At 67.8% G+C, this 17085-nt stretch carries 12 protein-coding genes and 1 pseudogene; 8 read left to right on the top strand and 5 right to left on the bottom strand.

All coding sequences use genetic code 11. The features are described from left to right. Positions 1–50 precede the first annotated feature (50 nt). Together rpsT and CBOVI_RS07455 are read right to left on the bottom strand one after the other, a co-directional pair. Positions 51–314: a 30S ribosomal protein S20 gene (rpsT, locus tag CBOVI_RS07460; RefSeq protein WP_010272662.1), complete on the bottom strand. Its 264-nt coding sequence runs from the start codon at positions 312–314 to the stop codon at positions 51–53. Positions 315–537: 223 nt separating this feature from the next. Next, positions 538–1140, bottom strand: coding sequence for a type II toxin-antitoxin system PemK/MazF family toxin (locus CBOVI_RS07455; protein WP_232625917.1), 603 nt, complete (start codon positions 1138–1140; stop codon positions 538–540). A gap of 70 nt (positions 1141–1210) precedes the next feature. On the opposite strand from CBOVI_RS07455, the gene lepA reads away from it, so the two are divergent. Next, the gene (gene lepA, locus CBOVI_RS07450) at positions 1211–3061 is read left to right on the top strand and encodes a translation elongation factor 4 (protein ID WP_010272667.1); all 1851 of its coding nucleotides are present in this window, start codon (positions 1211–1213) and stop codon (positions 3059–3061) included. A gap of 570 nt (positions 3062–3631) precedes the next feature. After that, positions 3632–4759, top strand: coding sequence for a DUF4917 family protein (locus CBOVI_RS07445; protein WP_083826102.1), 1128 nt, complete (start codon positions 3632–3634; stop codon positions 4757–4759). Positions 4760–4823: 64 nt separating this feature from the next. On the opposite strand, the gene CBOVI_RS07440 is transcribed toward CBOVI_RS07445, so the two are convergent. Further along, positions 4824–5276, bottom strand: a complete 453-nt coding sequence (locus CBOVI_RS07440) for a hypothetical protein (protein ID WP_010272669.1) — start codon at positions 5274–5276, stop codon at positions 4824–4826. Positions 5277–5900: 624 nt separating this feature from the next. Here CBOVI_RS07440 and CBOVI_RS07435 point away from each other — a divergent pair. After that, on the top strand, positions 5901–6305 hold the full coding sequence (locus CBOVI_RS07435) for a hypothetical protein (protein WP_010272671.1): 405 nt from the start codon (positions 5901–5903) through the stop codon (positions 6303–6305). A gap of 232 nt (positions 6306–6537) precedes the next feature. Beyond that, the gene (locus CBOVI_RS07430) at positions 6538–7209 is read left to right on the top strand and encodes a lipoprotein LpqH (RefSeq protein ID WP_125187279.1); all 672 of its coding nucleotides are present in this window, start codon (positions 6538–6540) and stop codon (positions 7207–7209) included. 151 nt (positions 7210–7360) lie between these two features. Here the strand turns inward: CBOVI_RS07430 and CBOVI_RS07425 are convergent, their stop codons facing one another. Together CBOVI_RS07425 and CBOVI_RS07420 are read right to left on the bottom strand one after the other, a co-directional pair. Then, a complete protein-coding gene (locus CBOVI_RS07425; RefSeq protein WP_232626022.1) occupies positions 7361–8941 on the bottom strand; it encodes a hypothetical protein in 1581 nt (526 codons plus the stop codon). Between the two features lie 555 nt (positions 8942–9496). Beyond that, on the bottom strand, positions 9497–9718 hold the full coding sequence (locus tag CBOVI_RS07420) for a DUF2188 domain-containing protein (protein ID WP_010275339.1): 222 nt from the start codon (positions 9716–9718) through the stop codon (positions 9497–9499). A 1100-nt stretch (positions 9719–10818) separates the two neighbouring features. Here CBOVI_RS07420 and CBOVI_RS07415 point away from each other — a divergent pair. The 4 genes and pseudogenes from CBOVI_RS07415 to CBOVI_RS07400 all read left to right on the top strand — a co-directional run bounded on the left by CBOVI_RS07415 (position 10819) and on the right by CBOVI_RS07400 (position 16915). After that, positions 10819–11801, top strand: a pseudogene (locus CBOVI_RS07415) (ABC transporter permease). Positions 11802–11969: 168 nt separating this feature from the next. Next, positions 11970–12932, top strand: a complete 963-nt coding sequence (locus CBOVI_RS07410; RefSeq protein WP_010275329.1) for an ABC transporter permease — start codon at positions 11970–11972, stop codon at positions 12930–12932. After that, on the top strand, positions 12929–15178 hold the full coding sequence (locus CBOVI_RS07405) for a dipeptide ABC transporter ATP-binding protein (RefSeq protein ID WP_010275326.1): 2250 nt from the start codon (positions 12929–12931) through the stop codon (positions 15176–15178). The genes CBOVI_RS07410 and CBOVI_RS07405 overlap by 4 nt, the downstream gene beginning before the upstream one ends. Positions 15179–15235: 57 nt before the next feature. After that, complete coding sequence (locus CBOVI_RS07400; protein WP_029158097.1) at positions 15236–16915, top strand: ABC transporter family substrate-binding protein; 1680 nt, start codon at positions 15236–15238, stop codon at positions 16913–16915. The last annotated feature ends 170 nt before the right edge of the window (positions 16916–17085 follow it).

Genomic DNA, 17085 nt, shown 5'->3' with positions numbered 1-17085 from the left:
CCGCCTCACCGGTGCGGTGGGGCGGGGCGGTCACGGGAACCGACGGGGTGTCAGTTCATCTTGTTGAACATCGCGGCCATGCCGGACTTCTTGTTCGCCGCATTGTTGCGGTGCAGCGTGCCCTTGGTCACGGCCTTGTCGTACAGCCGGGACGCGGTGCGGAGCTGCTTCTCCGCACCGTCCTTGTCGCCGGCCTTGACGAGCTCCTCGAACTTGCGGTGCTCGGTGCGCAGACGCGACCGGATGGCCTGGTTCCGCCGACGGCGGATCTCGTTCGTCAGGACGCGCTTCTTCTGCTGCTTGATGTTGGCCATGTCTGGACCTACCTCTTTCCGGTGTTCTCCATCAGTGGCCCGGGCACCCGCCCGGACCGGTGTCTCCCCACGTCAGCGGGCCTGCGTGTCCGCGCGGTCTCTGACAGCCCGCCCAAGGTCCTGCGGTCTGCGGCACGGACACCCCGGTGACGAGGTGTGAACCCGAACAGGCTAGCACGGGCCGGGGGAGTCCCTGTAATCCCTCCGGTGCCGCCCCGCCGCGTCAGTTCCAGCTGTAGTCCCGCCGCAGCCGCGTGCCGATCCGCTCGAACCGCCGCTCCGGCATGACCGCCCCCTTGCGCTGGATCTGGGACTCCGGGATGTCGACGACCTTGTCGAGGCGCACCCAGCACTCGTTGCCGCTGGGGTCCCACGGGCCGGAGCCGATGGCCAGCCAGTTGTCCTCGTCCCCGTGCTGCGGGTTGGAGCTGATGAGCAGCGCGAGGATCCGGTGGTGGTAGCGCCCGACGACGAGCACCGCGCGCTGCTCGACCGGGGACTCGCGGGTGCGGCGGATGTCCGTCCACACGATCTCGCCGGAGTCTGCCTGCCCGTCCATGTCCGGGACGTACATCACCACGCGCGCGTGGTTCCGGGTCGGGGTGGCGACGGTCACCTCGGTGGGGTCCCGGTGGTCGTGCAGGTCACGGGTGAAGCCGAGGGTGGAGCGCAGGTCGCTGAGGCCTTCGTCGAGACTTCCCCGGTGATGGAAACAGCGCCACAGGACGCGGCGGAGAAGGCCACCCTTCCGGCGGTCCTGAACGGCCTCTGACCTGGGGCCGGGTGGGGTCCGGCGGGCGCCGTCGGAGGGCATGGGAGCTGCCATGCCGGCAATGGTACTACCCGTCCGGGGCTCTAGTAGGGTTCACGGTAACTGACCTAGGAGGGATACGCCGATGGCACCGAAGCAGAAGAACTTCGCCGCGGAGACGTTCACCGATCCGGCCCGGATCCGCAACTTCTGCATCATCGCCCACATCGACCACGGGAAGTCGACGTTGGCGGACCGCATCCTCCAGCTCTCGGGTGTGATCGAGGACCGGGACATGCGGGACCAGTACCTGGACAACATGGACATCGAGCGGGAGCGCGGCATCACCATCAAGGCGCAGAACGTGCGCCTGCCGTGGGTGCCGCGCACCGGTGAGCTCGCCGGCCAGCAGCTGGTCCTGCACCTCATCGACACGCCCGGGCACGTGGACTTCACGTACGAGGTCTCGCGCGCGCTCGAGGCCTGTGAGGGTGCGATCCTGCTTGTCGACGCCGCGCAGGGCATCGAGGCCCAGACCCTCGCGAACCTCTACCTGGCGATGGACAACGACCTGGAGATCATCCCGGTCCTCAACAAGATCGACCTGCCCGCCGCGGACCCGGACAAGTACGCGGAGGAGATCGCCCACATCATCGGCTGCGAGCCGGAGGACGTGCTGCGCGTGTCCGGAAAGACGGGGGAGGGCGTGCCGGAACTCCTGGACCGGGTGTGCGAGCTCACGCCGCCGCCGGAGGGCGACGCGGACGCGCCGGCGCGGGCCATGATCTTCGACTCGGTGTACGACATCTACCGCGGCGTCGTCACGTACATCCGTGTCATGGACGGGCGGCTGGAACCGCGGCAGAAGATCAGGATGATGAGCACCGGGGCGACGCACGAGACCCTGGAGATCGGCATCATCAGCCCCCAGCCGCAGAAATGCCAGGGCCTGTCGGTGGGGGAGGTGGGCTACATCATCACCGGTGTGAAGGACGTCCGTCAGTCCAAGGTCGGTGACACGATCACGTGGGAGCACCACGGGGCGACTGAACCGCTGAAGGGCTACCAGGAGCCGACGCCGATGGTGTACTCGGGACTTTTCCCGATCTCGGCGAACCAGTACCCGGACCTCCGCGAGGCGATCGAGAAACTCCAGTTGAACGACGCCGCCCTGACATTTGAGCCGGAGAATTCCACCGCGCTGGGATTCGGTTTCCGGTGCGGGTTCCTCGGCCTGCTCCACATGGAGATCACCCGTGACCGCCTGGAGCGGGAATTCGACCTCGATCTGATCTCGACGGCCCCCTCCGTGGTCTACCGCGTCATCGCCGAGGACGGCACCGAGATGCACGTGCAGAACCCCTCCGACTGGCCGGCCGGGAAGCTCAAGGCCGTCTACGAGCCGATGGTCGACATGACGATCATCGTCCCGGAGGAGTTCCTCGGCGGGACGATGGATCTGTGCCAGCAGAAGCGTGGCCAGATGAAGAACATGGACTTCCTCTCCCCCGAACGGGTGGAGCTCCGGTACGCGATGCCGATGGGCGAGATCATCTTCGACTTCTTCGACATGCTGAAGTCCCGCACCAAGGGGTACGCCAGCCTGAACTACGAGGAGTCCGGGGAGCAGGAGGCCGATCTGGTGAAGGTCGACATCCTCTTGCAGGGAGAACCCGTCGACGCGTTCAGCGCGATCGTCCACCGGGAGCACGCCCAGACCTACGGCAACAAGATGACGGTGAAGCTCAAGGAGCTCATCCCCCGCCAGCAGTTCGAGGTGCCCATCCAGGCTACTATCGGCTCCAAAGTTATTTCCCGCGAAAACATTCGCGCCCTCCGAAAAGATGTGCTATCTAAGTGTTACGGCGGTGATATCAGCCGTAAGAAGAAGCTCCTGGAGAAGCAGAAGGAGGGCAAGAAGCGGATGAAGAGCATCGGATCGGTGTCTGTCCCGCAGGAGGCCTTCGTTGCTGCGCTGAGCACGGATGAGGGGTAGGGATAAAGCACTACAGTAACTGAGGGACGACTCGGAATAGTCAGTGAAGGTGCGAGTCAGGCGCTGGTGGCAAACGACTTCTCGCATCGAGAAAGAACGTTTCTATCTGTAGCTCGCCAGGAAATGAATCCTACACGGTAAAATGGGATCGAACTCCCTGAATCTGTTCAAGTTAGGGCTCGGGTAATAAATATTTCAAATGATATCCTCGATTCGTTCCTGACTTTCCGATAAAAAGAAGCGTCAGTCTAAATCGAGTTAGAGCCGCGGTATCTTTGGTATCGATAAGGGGTGATTGACTGGCCGCGCGCTATCCGCCCCTTGGGTCAACACTAATGTATAGCAGGTCTGGAAATGAACGACCGATGTGAAGAGGGAAATCTATGTCGGTCATCTAAAATGCGAACTCGGGAATAACTCTCGAAATTCCCACGACATCGTGTGGTGCATTGAAGTCCCGCCGTGACGGGTTGGCTCAGCGCGAGCTTATCCATCACTTCAGGCGCGAGAGTATTTCGGCAGGTGGCGACAATGGCTAATTTACCGTCCAGAACATGTTAGGTGTTATTCATGAAATCCGTACAAGAATTTAGATCCTACGACGAGGCGATGAAAGATTCTGAGGGCTTCGGGGACTCGCAGAATCTGCTTCTGGGGAATGGTTTCAGTATTTCGTGCAGTAAGGGCTTTAATTATGATAACTTGCGCGACCGAGCGGAATTCAAAGACCTGAGCGTTGATTATAAAGAGCTTTTTAAGGATGAGGATGGAAATCTCCTAGGAGACTTTGAGACGGTCATTGCCAGGCTAAATGACGCTGCGAAAGTCATCGGCCTATATGGCGGGAAAACTAACGGAAATCATGACGTCATCGAGGCTATGAAAGGCGATGTTTCTTGCATTCGTAAGGCCTTGGTTAACGCATTGTACGACGTGCATCCTGATAATGCATTTAAAATCTGCAAAAATCCCAGTGCGAGCCGCGATCATTACACAAAGATCGAGCGTTTCCTAGAGAGATTCCCTACCATTTATACCATTAGCTACGACATGATTCTGTATTGGGCGGCGCTAAGAATAATTGACAGGCACAACGGCGATGGCATGTTTGATGGGTTTATTGATCAGGCTGTAATCCCTTCGTCTCAGAGTAAATATCCCGCTCTGCGTTGGAATGGAGAGGTTCATAGGAGCCGTCGCGGGCAACGCATAGACGTATATTACCTTCATGGGGCATTGCACCTCTACGAGGAGGGTGCGGAAATCTTTAAGCTCAAACGGGGCAGTCGTGAATATCTCATGGACACTGTCCGAAAATTCTTTGGTGATTCCGGTGATAGGATCCCCTTGGTTGTGACGGAAGGAAGTAGTTCGGAGAAGCTGAACCGGATCGAAAATAATGACTATCTGCGTCATTGTCTGAATTCGATCGAGTCTATGTCCGGCGCCTTGTTTACCTACGGCGTTTCATTCTCTGATAATGATAAGCATATCGTCCGTCAGCTCGCTAGGGCTAAGGGGCTGAAGAAGGTGTACGTTGGGTGTTATGGTGAGAGTCTTCGTGAGGTGAATAATTTGCGAAGCGCCTGGGAGTCTGTCACGGAGGAAGCTGGAGATGATAGGGGCGGAGAGCCTGAACTGGCGACGTTCCCTTCAAGTACTGTGAATATCCAAAATCAAGACCAAGTTCACCCGTAGGTCGAGTGTGACGGTTTCGTCTTTACGTGGTAGCGAGCCGCTTGGTGGGCGGTATGGTCGCTGTCTAGTCTCCAGAATAAAAAGTCCATCCGCGAGTCGGGACCGACCAGACGTGGAGGGTTGGGGGGAAGAGTCGGGACGGGTCGCGGAGGAATTCTGCGTATGCCTCGGCCTCCGGCAGGGAGCTGAACGCGCCCATAATCTCCGGGGACGAGAACTCGCCGTACTTCTCGTACACGGACTGGGCGTGACCTCCGCGGAAGACCAGATGGATTGTCTCGTCCTTCTCTGGTTTCGGCGTACGTGGACAACGTCGGGGCCTCCTGACCTTGGGCCTCCTGATCTTGATGTACTCGGTCCAGCAGGTGAACTCATCAGTGTCGAGCTCCGCTGCGACCTCCTTCGCCGATTCGCTGTCCGGCATGACCGCGGCCAAGGCGTCGTCGCGCGTCTCGTTGTCCACCAGGTAGACGACCAGAATGTACTCCGGCCAACACCGGTCCTTGCGGTCCTTCATTCGCGTCTACTCCTGTGGTTGGGGGTGGAAGCTTGCTAGCGGCTCGAGCTCCAATTTGGCTGTCGCGGGGTGGCTTCGCGCATCGGCTCCGACACTAATAGGCTTCTGACGCGGGGTGGTGGACCGGCATGGCGGCCGGGAGTGGTACAGCTGCATGGTGGCCCCGGGTGGTGGTGCGGTATGGCAGCCCCGGAGGCGGTGGAGAGAGACGGCGACCGGGAGTGGCGCAGAGTCATGGCGGCGGGGGTGGCTGTGAGCGTTAGCGGTGGCGGATAGAGCCGCGGTCTCGGTCCCGACGAGTGGGGCTCAGGCACGAGTGTTCGGGTTTACGCGTTGGAACCCGGGAACGGTCTTTAGGGCTCGGGCTCAGGCATAAGAACCTGGCCGCGGTCGGTGGGAACGGTGGTCGCTTGTAGGCGTTGTTCAGAACCTGGCCGCGGTCGGTGGTACTGGCGCCCGGTTGTTCGCGTTGTCCCTGGGGAGAGCGTGGTTGTGGGGGCGGTGAGAGGGGGTTACCGTGGACGGTAAATCAGAACGATCGATGCGAGTAATCGGTCGGGATATTGCCGGATCCGCCGGGGCATGTGTGGTCGTGGTCCGTCATGGTTCTCCTGAAAGGAACAGATGAAGAACTGGCCGACCTACCGGAAGTGGAACGCCGCACTTGGGGTGGTTTTCCTGGTGGTACTCGTCAACAAAGCGGTGCACACGTCGATCGAGATGGAGGGCTGGCGTCTGTGGGCGTCAGCGCTCCTGTACCTGGTCGGTGCCTTCGGCCTCATCTGGGGTGTCAGGGGGCACCTGTTGAAGCCGTCCTCGTTCCTGCCGCGTGCCTACGGTTTCATCGCGGTGGTCTACCTCGGTGCACTCCTTCTGCAGGGGGCGTATGTCGAGGCCGCGGTGGGTCTGGTAATCACTGGGCTGGTCGCGTTCTTCCTCAGTCTCGACCGGATCGATCAGCTGTGCCGGTACTCTCCCGGCGACGAGGAACGCGCCGCCTCAGCCCCGGCCGTCGGCGACACCGTGTAGCTGCAGCCCCGTCGGACAGTGGTACGCAATGTGGGCGCCGGCGAGGTGGCGAGACGGTAAGGGGTTAGTCCTGCGGGCGCCGGCGGGGTGGCGCGGCGGACAGGGGTGCGGGCTGCCGGCGGGGACAGCGGGGCGGGGAGTGGTACGGAATGTGGGTGGCAGCGGGGGCGGCGGGGCGGGTGAACTCTCCGTAAACTCGGTGTCCTCACGTCCGAATATGAGGAGGAACACCATGGGATCGACCCACACGACCACCACGGGAATCACCGCTGACCACGGTCCGGCGACGGGCGCCGGCGCCGCCGACACGGCCCGGACGGGCCACGCCGCCGGTCGCCGCCGCGGCACCCGCACGCGCCGGCTCGGCGCGGCGGTCCTCGCCCTCGGCTCGGCGGCCGCCCTCGCGGCGTGCAACGACTCCACCGGATCCAACGGCACCGGCGGCTCCGACGCCGCCGGGAACAGCGCCCCCGTCACCGTGACGCAGACGGTCGTGGAGACGCAGGCGTCGTCGTCCCCCTCCCAGACCAGTGCAGCGGCCGGGGCGAAGGGCTCCGCGACCCTCAACTCCGTCGTCCTCGGCGGGCAGCCCGTGTCCCTCGCGACCGACTCCGCCCGCTGCGAATGGGGCCACGACGACGGGCGCGACCAGCTGGAACTGGACGTCGACCGGCCCGACGGGCGCGACGGCCTCAACGTGGAGATCGTCGCCGACGGCGAGAACCGCCTCGACGACCTGTCCCTGGAGACCCCCACCGAGGAGTGGGAGGCGGAGGATGCGCAGCGCGCGCAGGCGACCGTCGAGAACGACGGCGACCGCTGGACCGTGACCTCCCAGGTCACCGACGACAAGGACCACGCGCGGACCACCGAACTCCGCGCCGAGTTCACCTGCCCGCGCTGACCGGCGCCGGGGGAGGGGGCGCTGACCGGCGCCGGGGGAGGGGGCGCTGACCGGCGCGGGGGGAGGGGGCGCTGATCCCCGGCGCGGCCCGCGTTGATCCCCGGCGCGGCCTGCGCTGACCGGCGCGGACCCGCCGGCAGCCCCCGGACCCCTACTTCTCGATCTTCACCATCCGCGTCGCGGTGGCCTGCCACATGTCACCGTTCGGCGCGATCATGCCCGTCAGCTCCATCGGCTCGTCGAACGGCAGACGGCCGACGGGCCGGCGGACGACCTCCTCGCCGGTCGCGGCGTCGAGCCCCAGGAGACTGACCTCCGACCGACCCGGATCCGTGGTGAACGACCAGATCCGGTTGTCCTCCGTCGTCATCATCGGCAGGGTGGACAGCCGCGCCTCCGGCTTCTCCCACTGCCGCACGCAGTGCTCGCCCGAGGCGTCCCGGACCAGGTCGATCTTCGTCAGGCCGCCGGTGAACGGGGCGCTCGCGGGCGACGCCGGGCCGTCGACGGCCATCGGCGGGTAGGCGAAACCGTAGGTGGACGGCACCCACAGGCTGTCGCCGTGGGCGATGACGGAGTTCTCCGTGCCCTGCCCGGAGGTCTCGAACGCGGGCATGGTGCACACGTCCTCGCCCGTCGCCGCGTCCATGACCATGAGGTTCGGCCGGCCGTCCGCGTTGTCGACGATCGCGACGCGCGAGTCGTCCGGACCGAAGAACGTCGGCGTCGAGCCGGACCCCCAGGACAGCTGGCCCGGCTTGCGCGCCGACCCGCGGTCGTAGTCCCGCTGCCAGCGCACCGCCGGGGTGCCGTCCGCGTCCGCCCCGACCTCGTAGAGCCGGTGCGTCGTGAGGACACTCACGCCGTTGGGCCGCGGGGTGAGGCCGTTGGCGATCTTCTCGTCCGGCTCCGTGCCGACGCGCCGCGTGCGGACCGTCGCGTCCGGGCCCGACCCCTCGACCGAGCCGACCACCGCGTCCTCCGTGGCGAACCACGTGCGGCCCGCGCCGTCCGGGACGAGACCCGCGAGCGAGGCGTCCGTGCCGATGTCACCGAGCGGCGTGCGCTCGTCGACGGTCAGCTTCCAGCCGTCGGCGTCCTTGTGGTGGCCGATGCGGAGGATGTCGTGCCCCTCGGCGAGGACCACGCGGCCCTGCTCGTCCAGGTAGCCGTACACGCCGCCGAGCAGGCCGTGCTTCTCCAGCTCGAGGGTCGTCAGGGGCTGGGCCGTGTCCGGGTCGAACAGCGTCACCGACGGGGTGATCGGCGTGAGGTTCCGGCCCAGGTAGCGGGTGCACAGGCCGATGGGCATGCCGTCCGTGCCCTGGAAGACCGTGGAGCACGAGCCGCCGGGCACCGACCACTTCACCGCCTGGCCCTGGCCGGGGCCGGACCACGGGACGCTGTCCGAGGAGTTCATGTCCCGGTGCATGAGGGAGGTGCCGAGGGGCGGGGTCGCGGGGGTGGCGGGTGCGGGGTTGCCGGCGGGGGCACCGGCGGGATCGGCCGGGGCGGGGGCACCGGCGGGATCGGCGGCGGCGGGGGCACCGGCGGCGGGCACGGGTGCCGGGGCGGGGTTGGCGTGCGCCCCCGCGAGCGGGGCGGAGCCGGCCATGACGCCGACGGCGGCGATCGTGGCGAGGGTCGCGCGGCGCAGGCGGGTCACGCGCGGCGCGCGGTCGCCGGTCCGGAGGGGCTGGGGCGGGCGGAGGTCACTGGTCCTGGTGTCCATGACCGGTGAGTGTATCCCGTCTGTGCGGTTTCTGTGAGGTAGGGGAGAAGCTGTCCCAGGGAACGACGTACCCCTCCGCCGCCGACGTTTCCGCAGTTAGGGGCGTTTTCTGTTGGTTGGCCGGCGGCGGTGCCGGCAGCCCCCGCCTGTGACGGCGCCGGGTTCTGGCCCGGGTGTGCGCGGTGGTGTGGCCGGCCCGACCTGTGGGCCGGCTGAGTTGTGGCCCGGGTGTGCGCGGTCCGGGTGTGTGGTGGTGCGTGGCGGGGTAGTGCTGTGGCCGGGGCGCGTGGTGGTGCGTGGCGGGGTTGTGCGGCGGCCGGTGTGTGCGCGGCCCGGGTGTGTGGCGGTGCGTGGCGGGGCTGTGCGGCGGCCGGGGTGTGCGCGGCCCGGGTGTGTGGTGGTGCGTGGCGGGGTAGTGCAGAGTCCCGGGCGTGGGGTGGCACACACGTCACGGGCCGGGCCGCCCGACGACATCGGACAGCCCGGCCCGTGACGGTCACCGAACGCTCACCTCGGGGGTGGGCGGGTGACCTGATTGCTCGACCGGCCCGCGTCCTACTCGCTGTAGGAGCGGCGCTCCTGGATGGTGTTGTCCTCCTGGCGGTGCTTGATCCAGTCGGTGCCGCGGTTACGCGCGATCGTCTGCGCGGCCTCGCGGGCCTCTTCCTCGGTGTCGTGGTAGCTGGCCGCCTGCTCGGCGCCCTCGCTCTGGACCTTCCACTGCTGGCGGTCCTGGTCCCAGGTCTGGTGGACGTTGGCGTTCTCGTTGTCAGACATGAACTCTCCTTCGTTGACGATGGGTGACGATAAAACGTGGGTTCCGCGAATCGTATTATTCGTCGTGTGGAGCGCACGCCGAACGTGCACGCCCGAGCCTAATCACGGTCGGCGGGGTCTCGCAGAACGTGCCGTCACAGTTCGCCGGAATGCGGTTCATGACCTGGGGAGATGTCGTGATCGTGTCGTCCGTGGGGTGACGGGGACAGCGGGTGAACCGGGGTCCGGTGACGTCCCCGGGGCGACGCGGACACGGGGGGAGGGCGCTCGCTGGGGCGTGGCGGGTGTGACGTGTGGGGCGGGTGGGATGCGGTGGCGGGAGGGGGAGCCTGGTGCCGGCCCGTGGGCTGCGGTGTGGCGAAGGTTTGTGCACGTTTTCGGCCGAAATCCGGCAAAAAACGTTGCCACAGCGGCCGGGTGAGCGGGTGCGGCGAGTGGGTGAGTCGGATGGGCGGTTGTGGCGTACGGGTGAGAGGGGCGCCGGGGTGTGCGTGGTGGCTGTGGCGGGTGGGGTGAGGTGGCGGGCGAAGGGGCCCGGTGCGGGTCCGTGGGCTGCGGTGTGGCAAAGGTTTGTGCACGTTTTCGGCCGAAATCCGGCAAAAACTTTGCCACAGCGGCCGGGTGAGTGGGTGAGGCGAGCGCGTGAGAGGTGAGGCGAGCGGGTGGGCGGCTGCCGGGGTGCGGGTGAGTGGGTGCGGCGAGCGGGTGAGCGGGTGCCGGAGTGCGTGTGGTGGCTGTGGCGCGTGGGGTGAGGTGGCGGGCGAGGGGGTCCGGTGTCGGCCCGTGGGCTGCGGTGTGGCGAAGGTTTGTGCACGTTTTCGGCCGAAATCCGGCAAAAAACGTTGCCACAGCGGCCGGGTGAGCGGGCGCGGCGAGCGGGTGAGCAGGTGCGGCGGCCGGGTGAGCAGGTGCGGTGGGCGGGTCCCGGCAGCGGCGGCGACGCGGCGCGGGGGTGACCGGAGGGGAGTGAATTAGCGCGCGTGTGGGGGTATTTCATTGAAATTCTATCCGGCTGTCAGCTGCGTGTTACCTTCAGCGCACACGGCGCGGCGGGCACGGGCCCGTCGCCACGAGGAGGTGGTGACAGTGGGCGGTCGACCATGATTCGGTACATCATCAGGAGAACGCTCGGATGGTTGCTCGTCATCGTCCTGGCGACGAACCTCGCGTACATTCTCGCGGCCCTGTTCCTCGACCCCCGGTCGAACTACATCGGACGCCGCCCGCCCCTGTCCGCGGACCAGATCTCGCGGATGCTCGGCCCACTCAACCTCGACCCGGCGACGCCGCTGCTGACCCGCTGGTGGCGGTGGCTCACCGGGATCGTCCTCCACTGGGACTGGGGGACCTCGCCGCTGGGGACCCGGTCAACGCCCAGATCTCCTACCGGATGTGGACCTCCGCCCAGCTCCTGCTCGTGGCGACCGTCCTCTCGGTCATCATCGGCGTCGCGGTCGGCGTGTACACCGCCTCCCGGCAGTACCGCGCCGGTGACCGCGTGTGGCAGGGCCTGTCCATCATCACGATGAACATCCACGTCGTCGTCGCGTCCCTCGCCGTCGTCGCCCTCGGACTGTGGGTGAACAAGGCCACCGGGACGCGGGTCTTCTACGTCACCGGCGCCGCGTCCCCGGACGTCACCGGGTTCCTCCCGAAGCTCCTCGACCTCGGCCAACACCTCGTGCTCCCGACGGTGTCGCTCGTGGTCATCTCCTACGCGGGCTACCACCTCATGCAACGCACACTCCTGCTGGACACCCTCGCGGAGGATTACGTGCGCACCGCCCGGGCCAAGGGGCTCACCCGGGGCACGGCGATCCGCCGCCACGCGCTGCGCACGTCGATCATCCCCGTCGCGACCTCCGTCGCCTTCTCTATCCCGGGGATCTTCACCGGCGCGGTGATGACGGAGAAGATCTTCGCGTGGAACGGGATGGGCCAGTACTTCATCCAGACGATCAGCCAGAACGACGTCAACGGGGCCACCGCCGTCGCCGCCTTCAGCGCCGTGACCGTCGCGGTCTCGGCGGTGCTCGCTGATCTGGTCGTCGTCGCCCTCGACCCGAGAGTGCGGGTGAGCTAGATGTCCGGAACACGGTCACACACCCCCCGACACCCCGACCCCGCGACCGGCGTGAACGGCGCCCCACCCGCGGCGGACCCCGCGACCGGCGTGAACGGCGCCCCACCCGCGGCAGGTCCCGCGAACGGCGTGAACGGTGCCCCGCCCGCGGCAGGTCCCGCGACCGGCGTGAACGGCGACCCACCCGGGCCGGACCCCGCGGCGGGTCCCGCGGCGGACCCCGCGACCTCCACCGCCACGGACCTGACCACGGACGCCACCACCGAACCGGTGCGCGGAACGGGCCGATGGCGGCTCTACCTGCGGCGCTTCCTCCGGAACCGGACCGCCGTCGTCGGCCTCGTCATCTTCGCCGGGCTCATCGCCTTCGCGCTCGCCGGGGAGAACCTCACCCACTGGGCCTTCGACGACCCGGACTTCCTCAACCTCTCGGCCCCGCCGTCGTCCGAGCACTGGTTCGGCACCACCGAGGCCGGCAACGACCTCCTCGCCCAGACGGCCCACGGGCTCGGGCGGTCGCTCATCATCGCCGTCTCCGTGTCCGGCGCGACGTCGGTGCTCTCCGCCGTCATCGGCGCGGGCGCGGCCCTCTACGGCGGGGCGGTGGAGAAGATCGTGCTCGCGGCCATCCACTTCCTCATGGCCGTGCCGACGTTCCTGCTCATCGCGCTGCTCGTCGGCGGGTCGGGAGGGGACTGGATGCTGCTCGTCGTCGTGCTCGTCGCCTTCGGCTGGATGTACCCCGCGCGGGTGATCTGGTCCCTCGCACTCACGGTGCGGGAGAACGACTACGTGCGGGCGGCGTCGTACATGGGGGTCTCCCGGGCGCGGACCGTCGTGCGGCACATCATCCCGAACATCGGGTCCCTGCTGGTCATCCAGTTCACCCTCGGCGTCGTCGCGGCCGTGGGCGCGGAGACGGGGCTGTCCTTCCTCGGCCTCGGCGTGCGCCTGCCCGAGGTCTCCCTCGGCACGCTGCTCTCCGGCGGGGCCGACTCGCTGGAGTCCGCCCCGTGGCGGTTCTACGTCCCCGCCGGGGTCCTGACCCTGCTCACGGTGTCCATGGCGTTCATCGCCGACGGGCTGCGCGACGCGCTCGACCCGAACTCACGCTCAGGAGGCACGGCATGACCACCGCGCACACACCCCACCGCGACGCGCCGGCGACGACCGGCGCGCACACCCCCCGCCGGGACGCGGGGGCGACCGGGGAGCCCGTCCTGTCCGTCCGCGACCTGCGGGTGAGCTTCCCCTCGGAGGCGGGCGTCGTCCACGCGGTGCGCGGCGTCGACTTCGACCTCCACCCCGGCCGCACCCTCGGCATCGTCGGCGAGTCCGGCTCCGGCAAGTCCGTGACCTCCCTCGCCGTCATGGGGCTGCTCCCGGACTACGCGAAGGTGGAGGGGTCGGTCCGGTTCGGCGGTCAGGAGCTCGTCGGCATGTCCGACGCCGCGATGTCCGCCGTCCGGGGCGCGGGCATCGGCATGATCTTCCAGGACCCGCTGTCCTCCCTCACCCCCGTGTACACGGTCGGCGACCAGATCATCGAGGCCATCCGCGTTCACCGCAACGTCAGCGTCGCCGCCGCCCGGGCCGAGGCCGTCGAGCTGCTCGATCTCGTCGGCATCCCCGACCCGCAGCTGCGGATCCGGTCCTTCCCGCACGAGTTCTCCGGCGGGATGCGCCAGCGCGTCGTCATCGCGATCGCCATCGCGAACCGGCCGCGGGTCATCATCGCAGACGAGCCGACGACCGCGCTCGACGTCACCATCCAGGCGCAGATCCTCGACGTCCTGCGCACCGCCCAGCGGGAGACCGGCGCCGCGACGATCATGATCACGCACGACATGGGCGTCGTCGCCGGGATGGCCGACGAGGTGCTCGTCATGTACGCCGGCCGGGCCGTGGAACGCGGCGACGTGGACTCGATCTTCGCCGACCCCCGGATGCCGTACACCGTGGGACTGCTGGGGTCGACGCCGCGCATCGACGTCGCCACCGACGAACCGCTCACGCCCATCTCCGGGTCCCCGCCGCGCCTCATCGACCTGCGGGACCAGTGCCAGTTCGCGCCGCGCTGCCCGGTCGCCCTCGACCGGTGCGGGCAGGCGGAGCCGGAGCTCCGGGACGTCGCGGGCGGTGTCCCGGGGACGGGGGCGAGGGCGGCCGGGACCGCGGCCGTCGGGGCGCCTGACGCGGCCGGTCACGTGGGAGCCGGTGCCCCGGAGGCCGGGACGGGGACGGGGGCCGTCGGGCCGGCGGCCGCCGGGGAGACCCACCTGGCGGCGTGCGTCCGGGCGGGGGAGATCACCGGCGGGCTCCTCCACGGCCGGCGGCTGTACCCCGTCCCCGAGCGCCCGGACGACATCCTCGCCGGCATCCCCCGGGAGCAACGCCGCGTCACCCTCGAGGTCCGCGACCTGAAGAAGGACTTCCCCCTCACCAAGGGCGCCGTCATCAAGCGGCGGGTCGGCACGGTCCACGCGGTGAAGGGCGTGAGCTTCGACCTCCGCGAAGGCGAGTGCCTGGCCATCGTCGGGGAGTCCGGGTCCGGCAAGACCACGACCCTCACCGAGATCATGGACCTCACCCCGGGCCCGGGGACGACGATCCGCCTCGACGGCCGGGACGCCGCCACCATGACGCGCAGCGAACGCCGGGCCGCCCGGCGGGGCATCCAGATGGTCTTCCAGGACCCCATGAGCTCCCTCAACCCGCGGATGACGGTGCGGGAGGTCATCGCCGAACCCCTCCGCGCCCTCGGACACGACGGCGACATCGACGCCCGCGTCGCGGAACTCATGCGTCTCGTCGGCCTCGGACCGCACCAGATCGACCGGTTCCCCGGGCACTTCTCCGGGGGACAACGGCAACGCATCGGCCTCGCGCGGGCGCTCGCGACGAACCCGTCGGTCATCGTTCTCGACGAACCCGTCTCCGCGCTCGACGTCTCCATCCAGGCGGGCGTCATCAACCTGCTCGACGACCTCCGACGGCGGCTGTCGCTGTCCTATCTCTTCGTCTCCCACGACCTTTCCGTCGTGCGGCACCTGTCCGACCGGGTGGCCGTCATGTACAAGGGCGAGTTCGTCGAGGTGGGGGACGTCGGGACGATCTTCACCGCGCCCCGGCACGAGTACACCCGGGAACTCCTCGCCGCGATCCCCGTGCCCGACCCGGCGGTGGAACGCCGTCGGGCGCGACGTCGACGGGACGGCCCCGGCGACACCGCCCCGCCCGGGCGCCCCGGACCATCCGGGCCCGCGGGACCTGCCGGACCAGCCGGCTCCGCGGGACCTGCCGGACCAGCCGGCTCCGCCGGACCTGCCGGACCAGCCGGCTCCGCCGGAGCCGCCGGAGCACCCGACCGGGCGTGAGGGCACCAGCCATCGGACCCCAACCACCCCCAACGACCACAGAAGGGAACCCATCCCATGACAAAGACAACGATGCGGGCCGGCGTCGCCGCCGCGGTCTCCGTCCTCGCACTGACCCTCGCCTCGTGCGGGAGCGACTCCTCCGGGGGGTCCGGCGCAGCGCCCGTCCAGATCAAGTTCGACGGCGACTACAACGAGAAGGCCTGGGAGGACGTCCGGCAGGGCGGCACCCTCACCCTGGCGATCAATGAGATCGCCGAGCAGCAGAACCCGGACCACGGGGACGCCACCGGCTACACCTCGACCCTCGCCGGGTGGTACCTGCCCCAGGTCACGCTCATGGACGGCAAGGGCACGGTCCGGGCCAACCCGGACTACCTCACCGGCATGAAGGACGAGGTCAAGGACGGCAAGACCGTCGTGACGTACGACATCCGACCGGAGGCCGCGTTCAACGACGGCACACCGATCGACTGGCGGGCCTTCGAGACCACGTGGAAGGCCCTGAACGGGTCGAACCCCGACTACATCGTCTCGGCGACCGACGGGTTCGAGGCGATCGAGTCCGTCGTGCGCGGCGAGAACGACAAGCAGGTCGTCGTCACGTACAACCGTGAGTTCCCCTGGTGGTTCAACCAGTTCTCCAGCGTCCTCCACCCCGCGCTCCGCGACCCGGAGGTGTTCAACAAGGGCTTCCTGTCGAAGCTGCCCGACCAGTGGGGGGCCGGCCCGTACAAGGTCGGCACCGCCGACTTCCAGGGCGGCACCGTGACGTTCGTGCCCAACGAGAAGTGGTGGGGTCCGAAGGGCCGGCTCGACACCGTGACCTTCCGGCAGATGGAGTCCCAGGCGAGCCTCAACGCGTTCAAGGCCGGGGAGATCGACGCCACCGGCGTCGCCGACAAGGAACGCCTCGCCGCCGCCCGGCAGATGGGCGACAAGGTGGAGATCCGCACCTCGATGCGCACGGCGAACGTGCTGCTCACCCTCAACTCCAAGGCCCCGCTGCTCAAGGACGTCCAGGTCCGGAAGGGCATCATGACGGGCATCGACCGCTCCCAGATGGCGGCCATCCAGTTCAACGGCCTCGACTACACGGAGAAGCTGCCCGGGTCCTTCGTGATGTTCCAGTTCCAGGACGGGTACAAGGACATCTTCGGTGACCTCGTCTCCTTCAACCCGGACGAGGCGAGGAAGATCCTCGACGACGCCGGGTGGACCGTCGGCGGCGACGGTGTCCGGGAGAAGGACGGGCAGAAGCTCAGCCTGAAGTACGTGCTCGTCGGTGACGACCAGGGGTCGAAGGCCCTGGCCACGGCGCTGCAGAAGATGCTGAAGGACATCGGCGTGGACCTCCAGGTCCAGTCCCGCCCGTCCTCCGACTTCGCGAAGATCCTCGAGACGAAGGACTTCGACGTCTTCGCCTCCGCCTTCAACTCCGGGTCGCCCGACGGCGTGGCGTACTTCGGCCAGGTCTACGCGTCCGACTCCACGCTCAACAACTCCGGCACCGGCACGCCGGAGCTGGACCGGAAGATCGCCGAACTGCAGAAGCTCCCGACCGCGAAGGAGCAGATCGAGAAGTCCCACGAGCTGGAGAAGGAGGGGCTGTCCACGTACGGGATCATGCCCTGGGCCAACGGCCCGGCGATGTCCGCCGTGAAGCCCGGCCTGGCGAACATCGGCCCCGCCGCCTTCGCCTCGGTGGCGAAGGAGAACATCGGCTGGGAGAAGTAGCCCGACGCCCGGGGCGGGCCGGGCGGGTCCCCCCGGATGTCGCTGGACGGTCGGGCGGGTCCCCCCCCCGGATGTCGCTGGACGGTCGGGCGGGTCCCCCCGGTTGTCGCCGGGCAGTCGGGCGGGTCCCCCCCGGATGCCGCTGGACGGCGCCTCGTACTGAGGGGAGG

The organism is Corynebacterium bovis DSM 20582 = CIP 54.80, assembly GCF_030408615.1.
Lineage (GTDB): Bacteria > Actinomycetota > Actinomycetes > Mycobacteriales > Mycobacteriaceae > Corynebacterium > Corynebacterium bovis.
This window is presented reverse-complemented; position numbering and strand designations above follow the sequence as displayed.

Excerpts from the sequence above, each read along its gene's own strand:
- CBOVI_RS07400 (WP_029158097.1), top strand. The coding sequence starts at position 15,236 with ATGACAAAGACAACGATGCGGGCCGGCGTCGCCGCCGCGGTCTCCGTC.
- CBOVI_RS07405 (WP_010275326.1), top strand. The coding sequence starts at position 12,929 with ATGACCACCGCGCACACACCCCACCGCGACGCGCCGGCGACGACCGGC.
- CBOVI_RS07430 (WP_125187279.1), top strand. The coding sequence starts at position 6,538 with ATGGGATCGACCCACACGACCACCACGGGAATCACCGCTGACCACGGT.
- CBOVI_RS07440 (WP_010272669.1), bottom strand. The coding sequence starts at position 5,276 with ATGAAGGACCGCAAGGACCGGTGTTGGCCGGAGTACATTCTGGTCGTC.
- rpsT (WP_010272662.1), bottom strand. The coding sequence starts at position 314 with ATGGCCAACATCAAGCAGCAGAAGAAGCGCGTCCTGACGAACGAGATC.
- CBOVI_RS07445 (WP_083826102.1), top strand. The coding sequence starts at position 3,632 with ATGAAATCCGTACAAGAATTTAGATCCTACGACGAGGCGATGAAAGAT.
- CBOVI_RS07425 (WP_232626022.1), bottom strand. The coding sequence starts at position 8,941 with ATGGACACCAGGACCAGTGACCTCCGCCCGCCCCAGCCCCTCCGGACC.
- CBOVI_RS07420 (WP_010275339.1), bottom strand. The coding sequence starts at position 9,718 with ATGTCTGACAACGAGAACGCCAACGTCCACCAGACCTGGGACCAGGAC.
- CBOVI_RS07435 (WP_010272671.1), top strand. The coding sequence starts at position 5,901 with ATGAAGAACTGGCCGACCTACCGGAAGTGGAACGCCGCACTTGGGGTG.
- CBOVI_RS07455 (WP_232625917.1), bottom strand. The coding sequence starts at position 1,140 with ATGGCAGCTCCCATGCCCTCCGACGGCGCCCGCCGGACCCCACCCGGC.
- lepA (WP_010272667.1), top strand. The coding sequence starts at position 1,211 with ATGGCACCGAAGCAGAAGAACTTCGCCGCGGAGACGTTCACCGATCCG.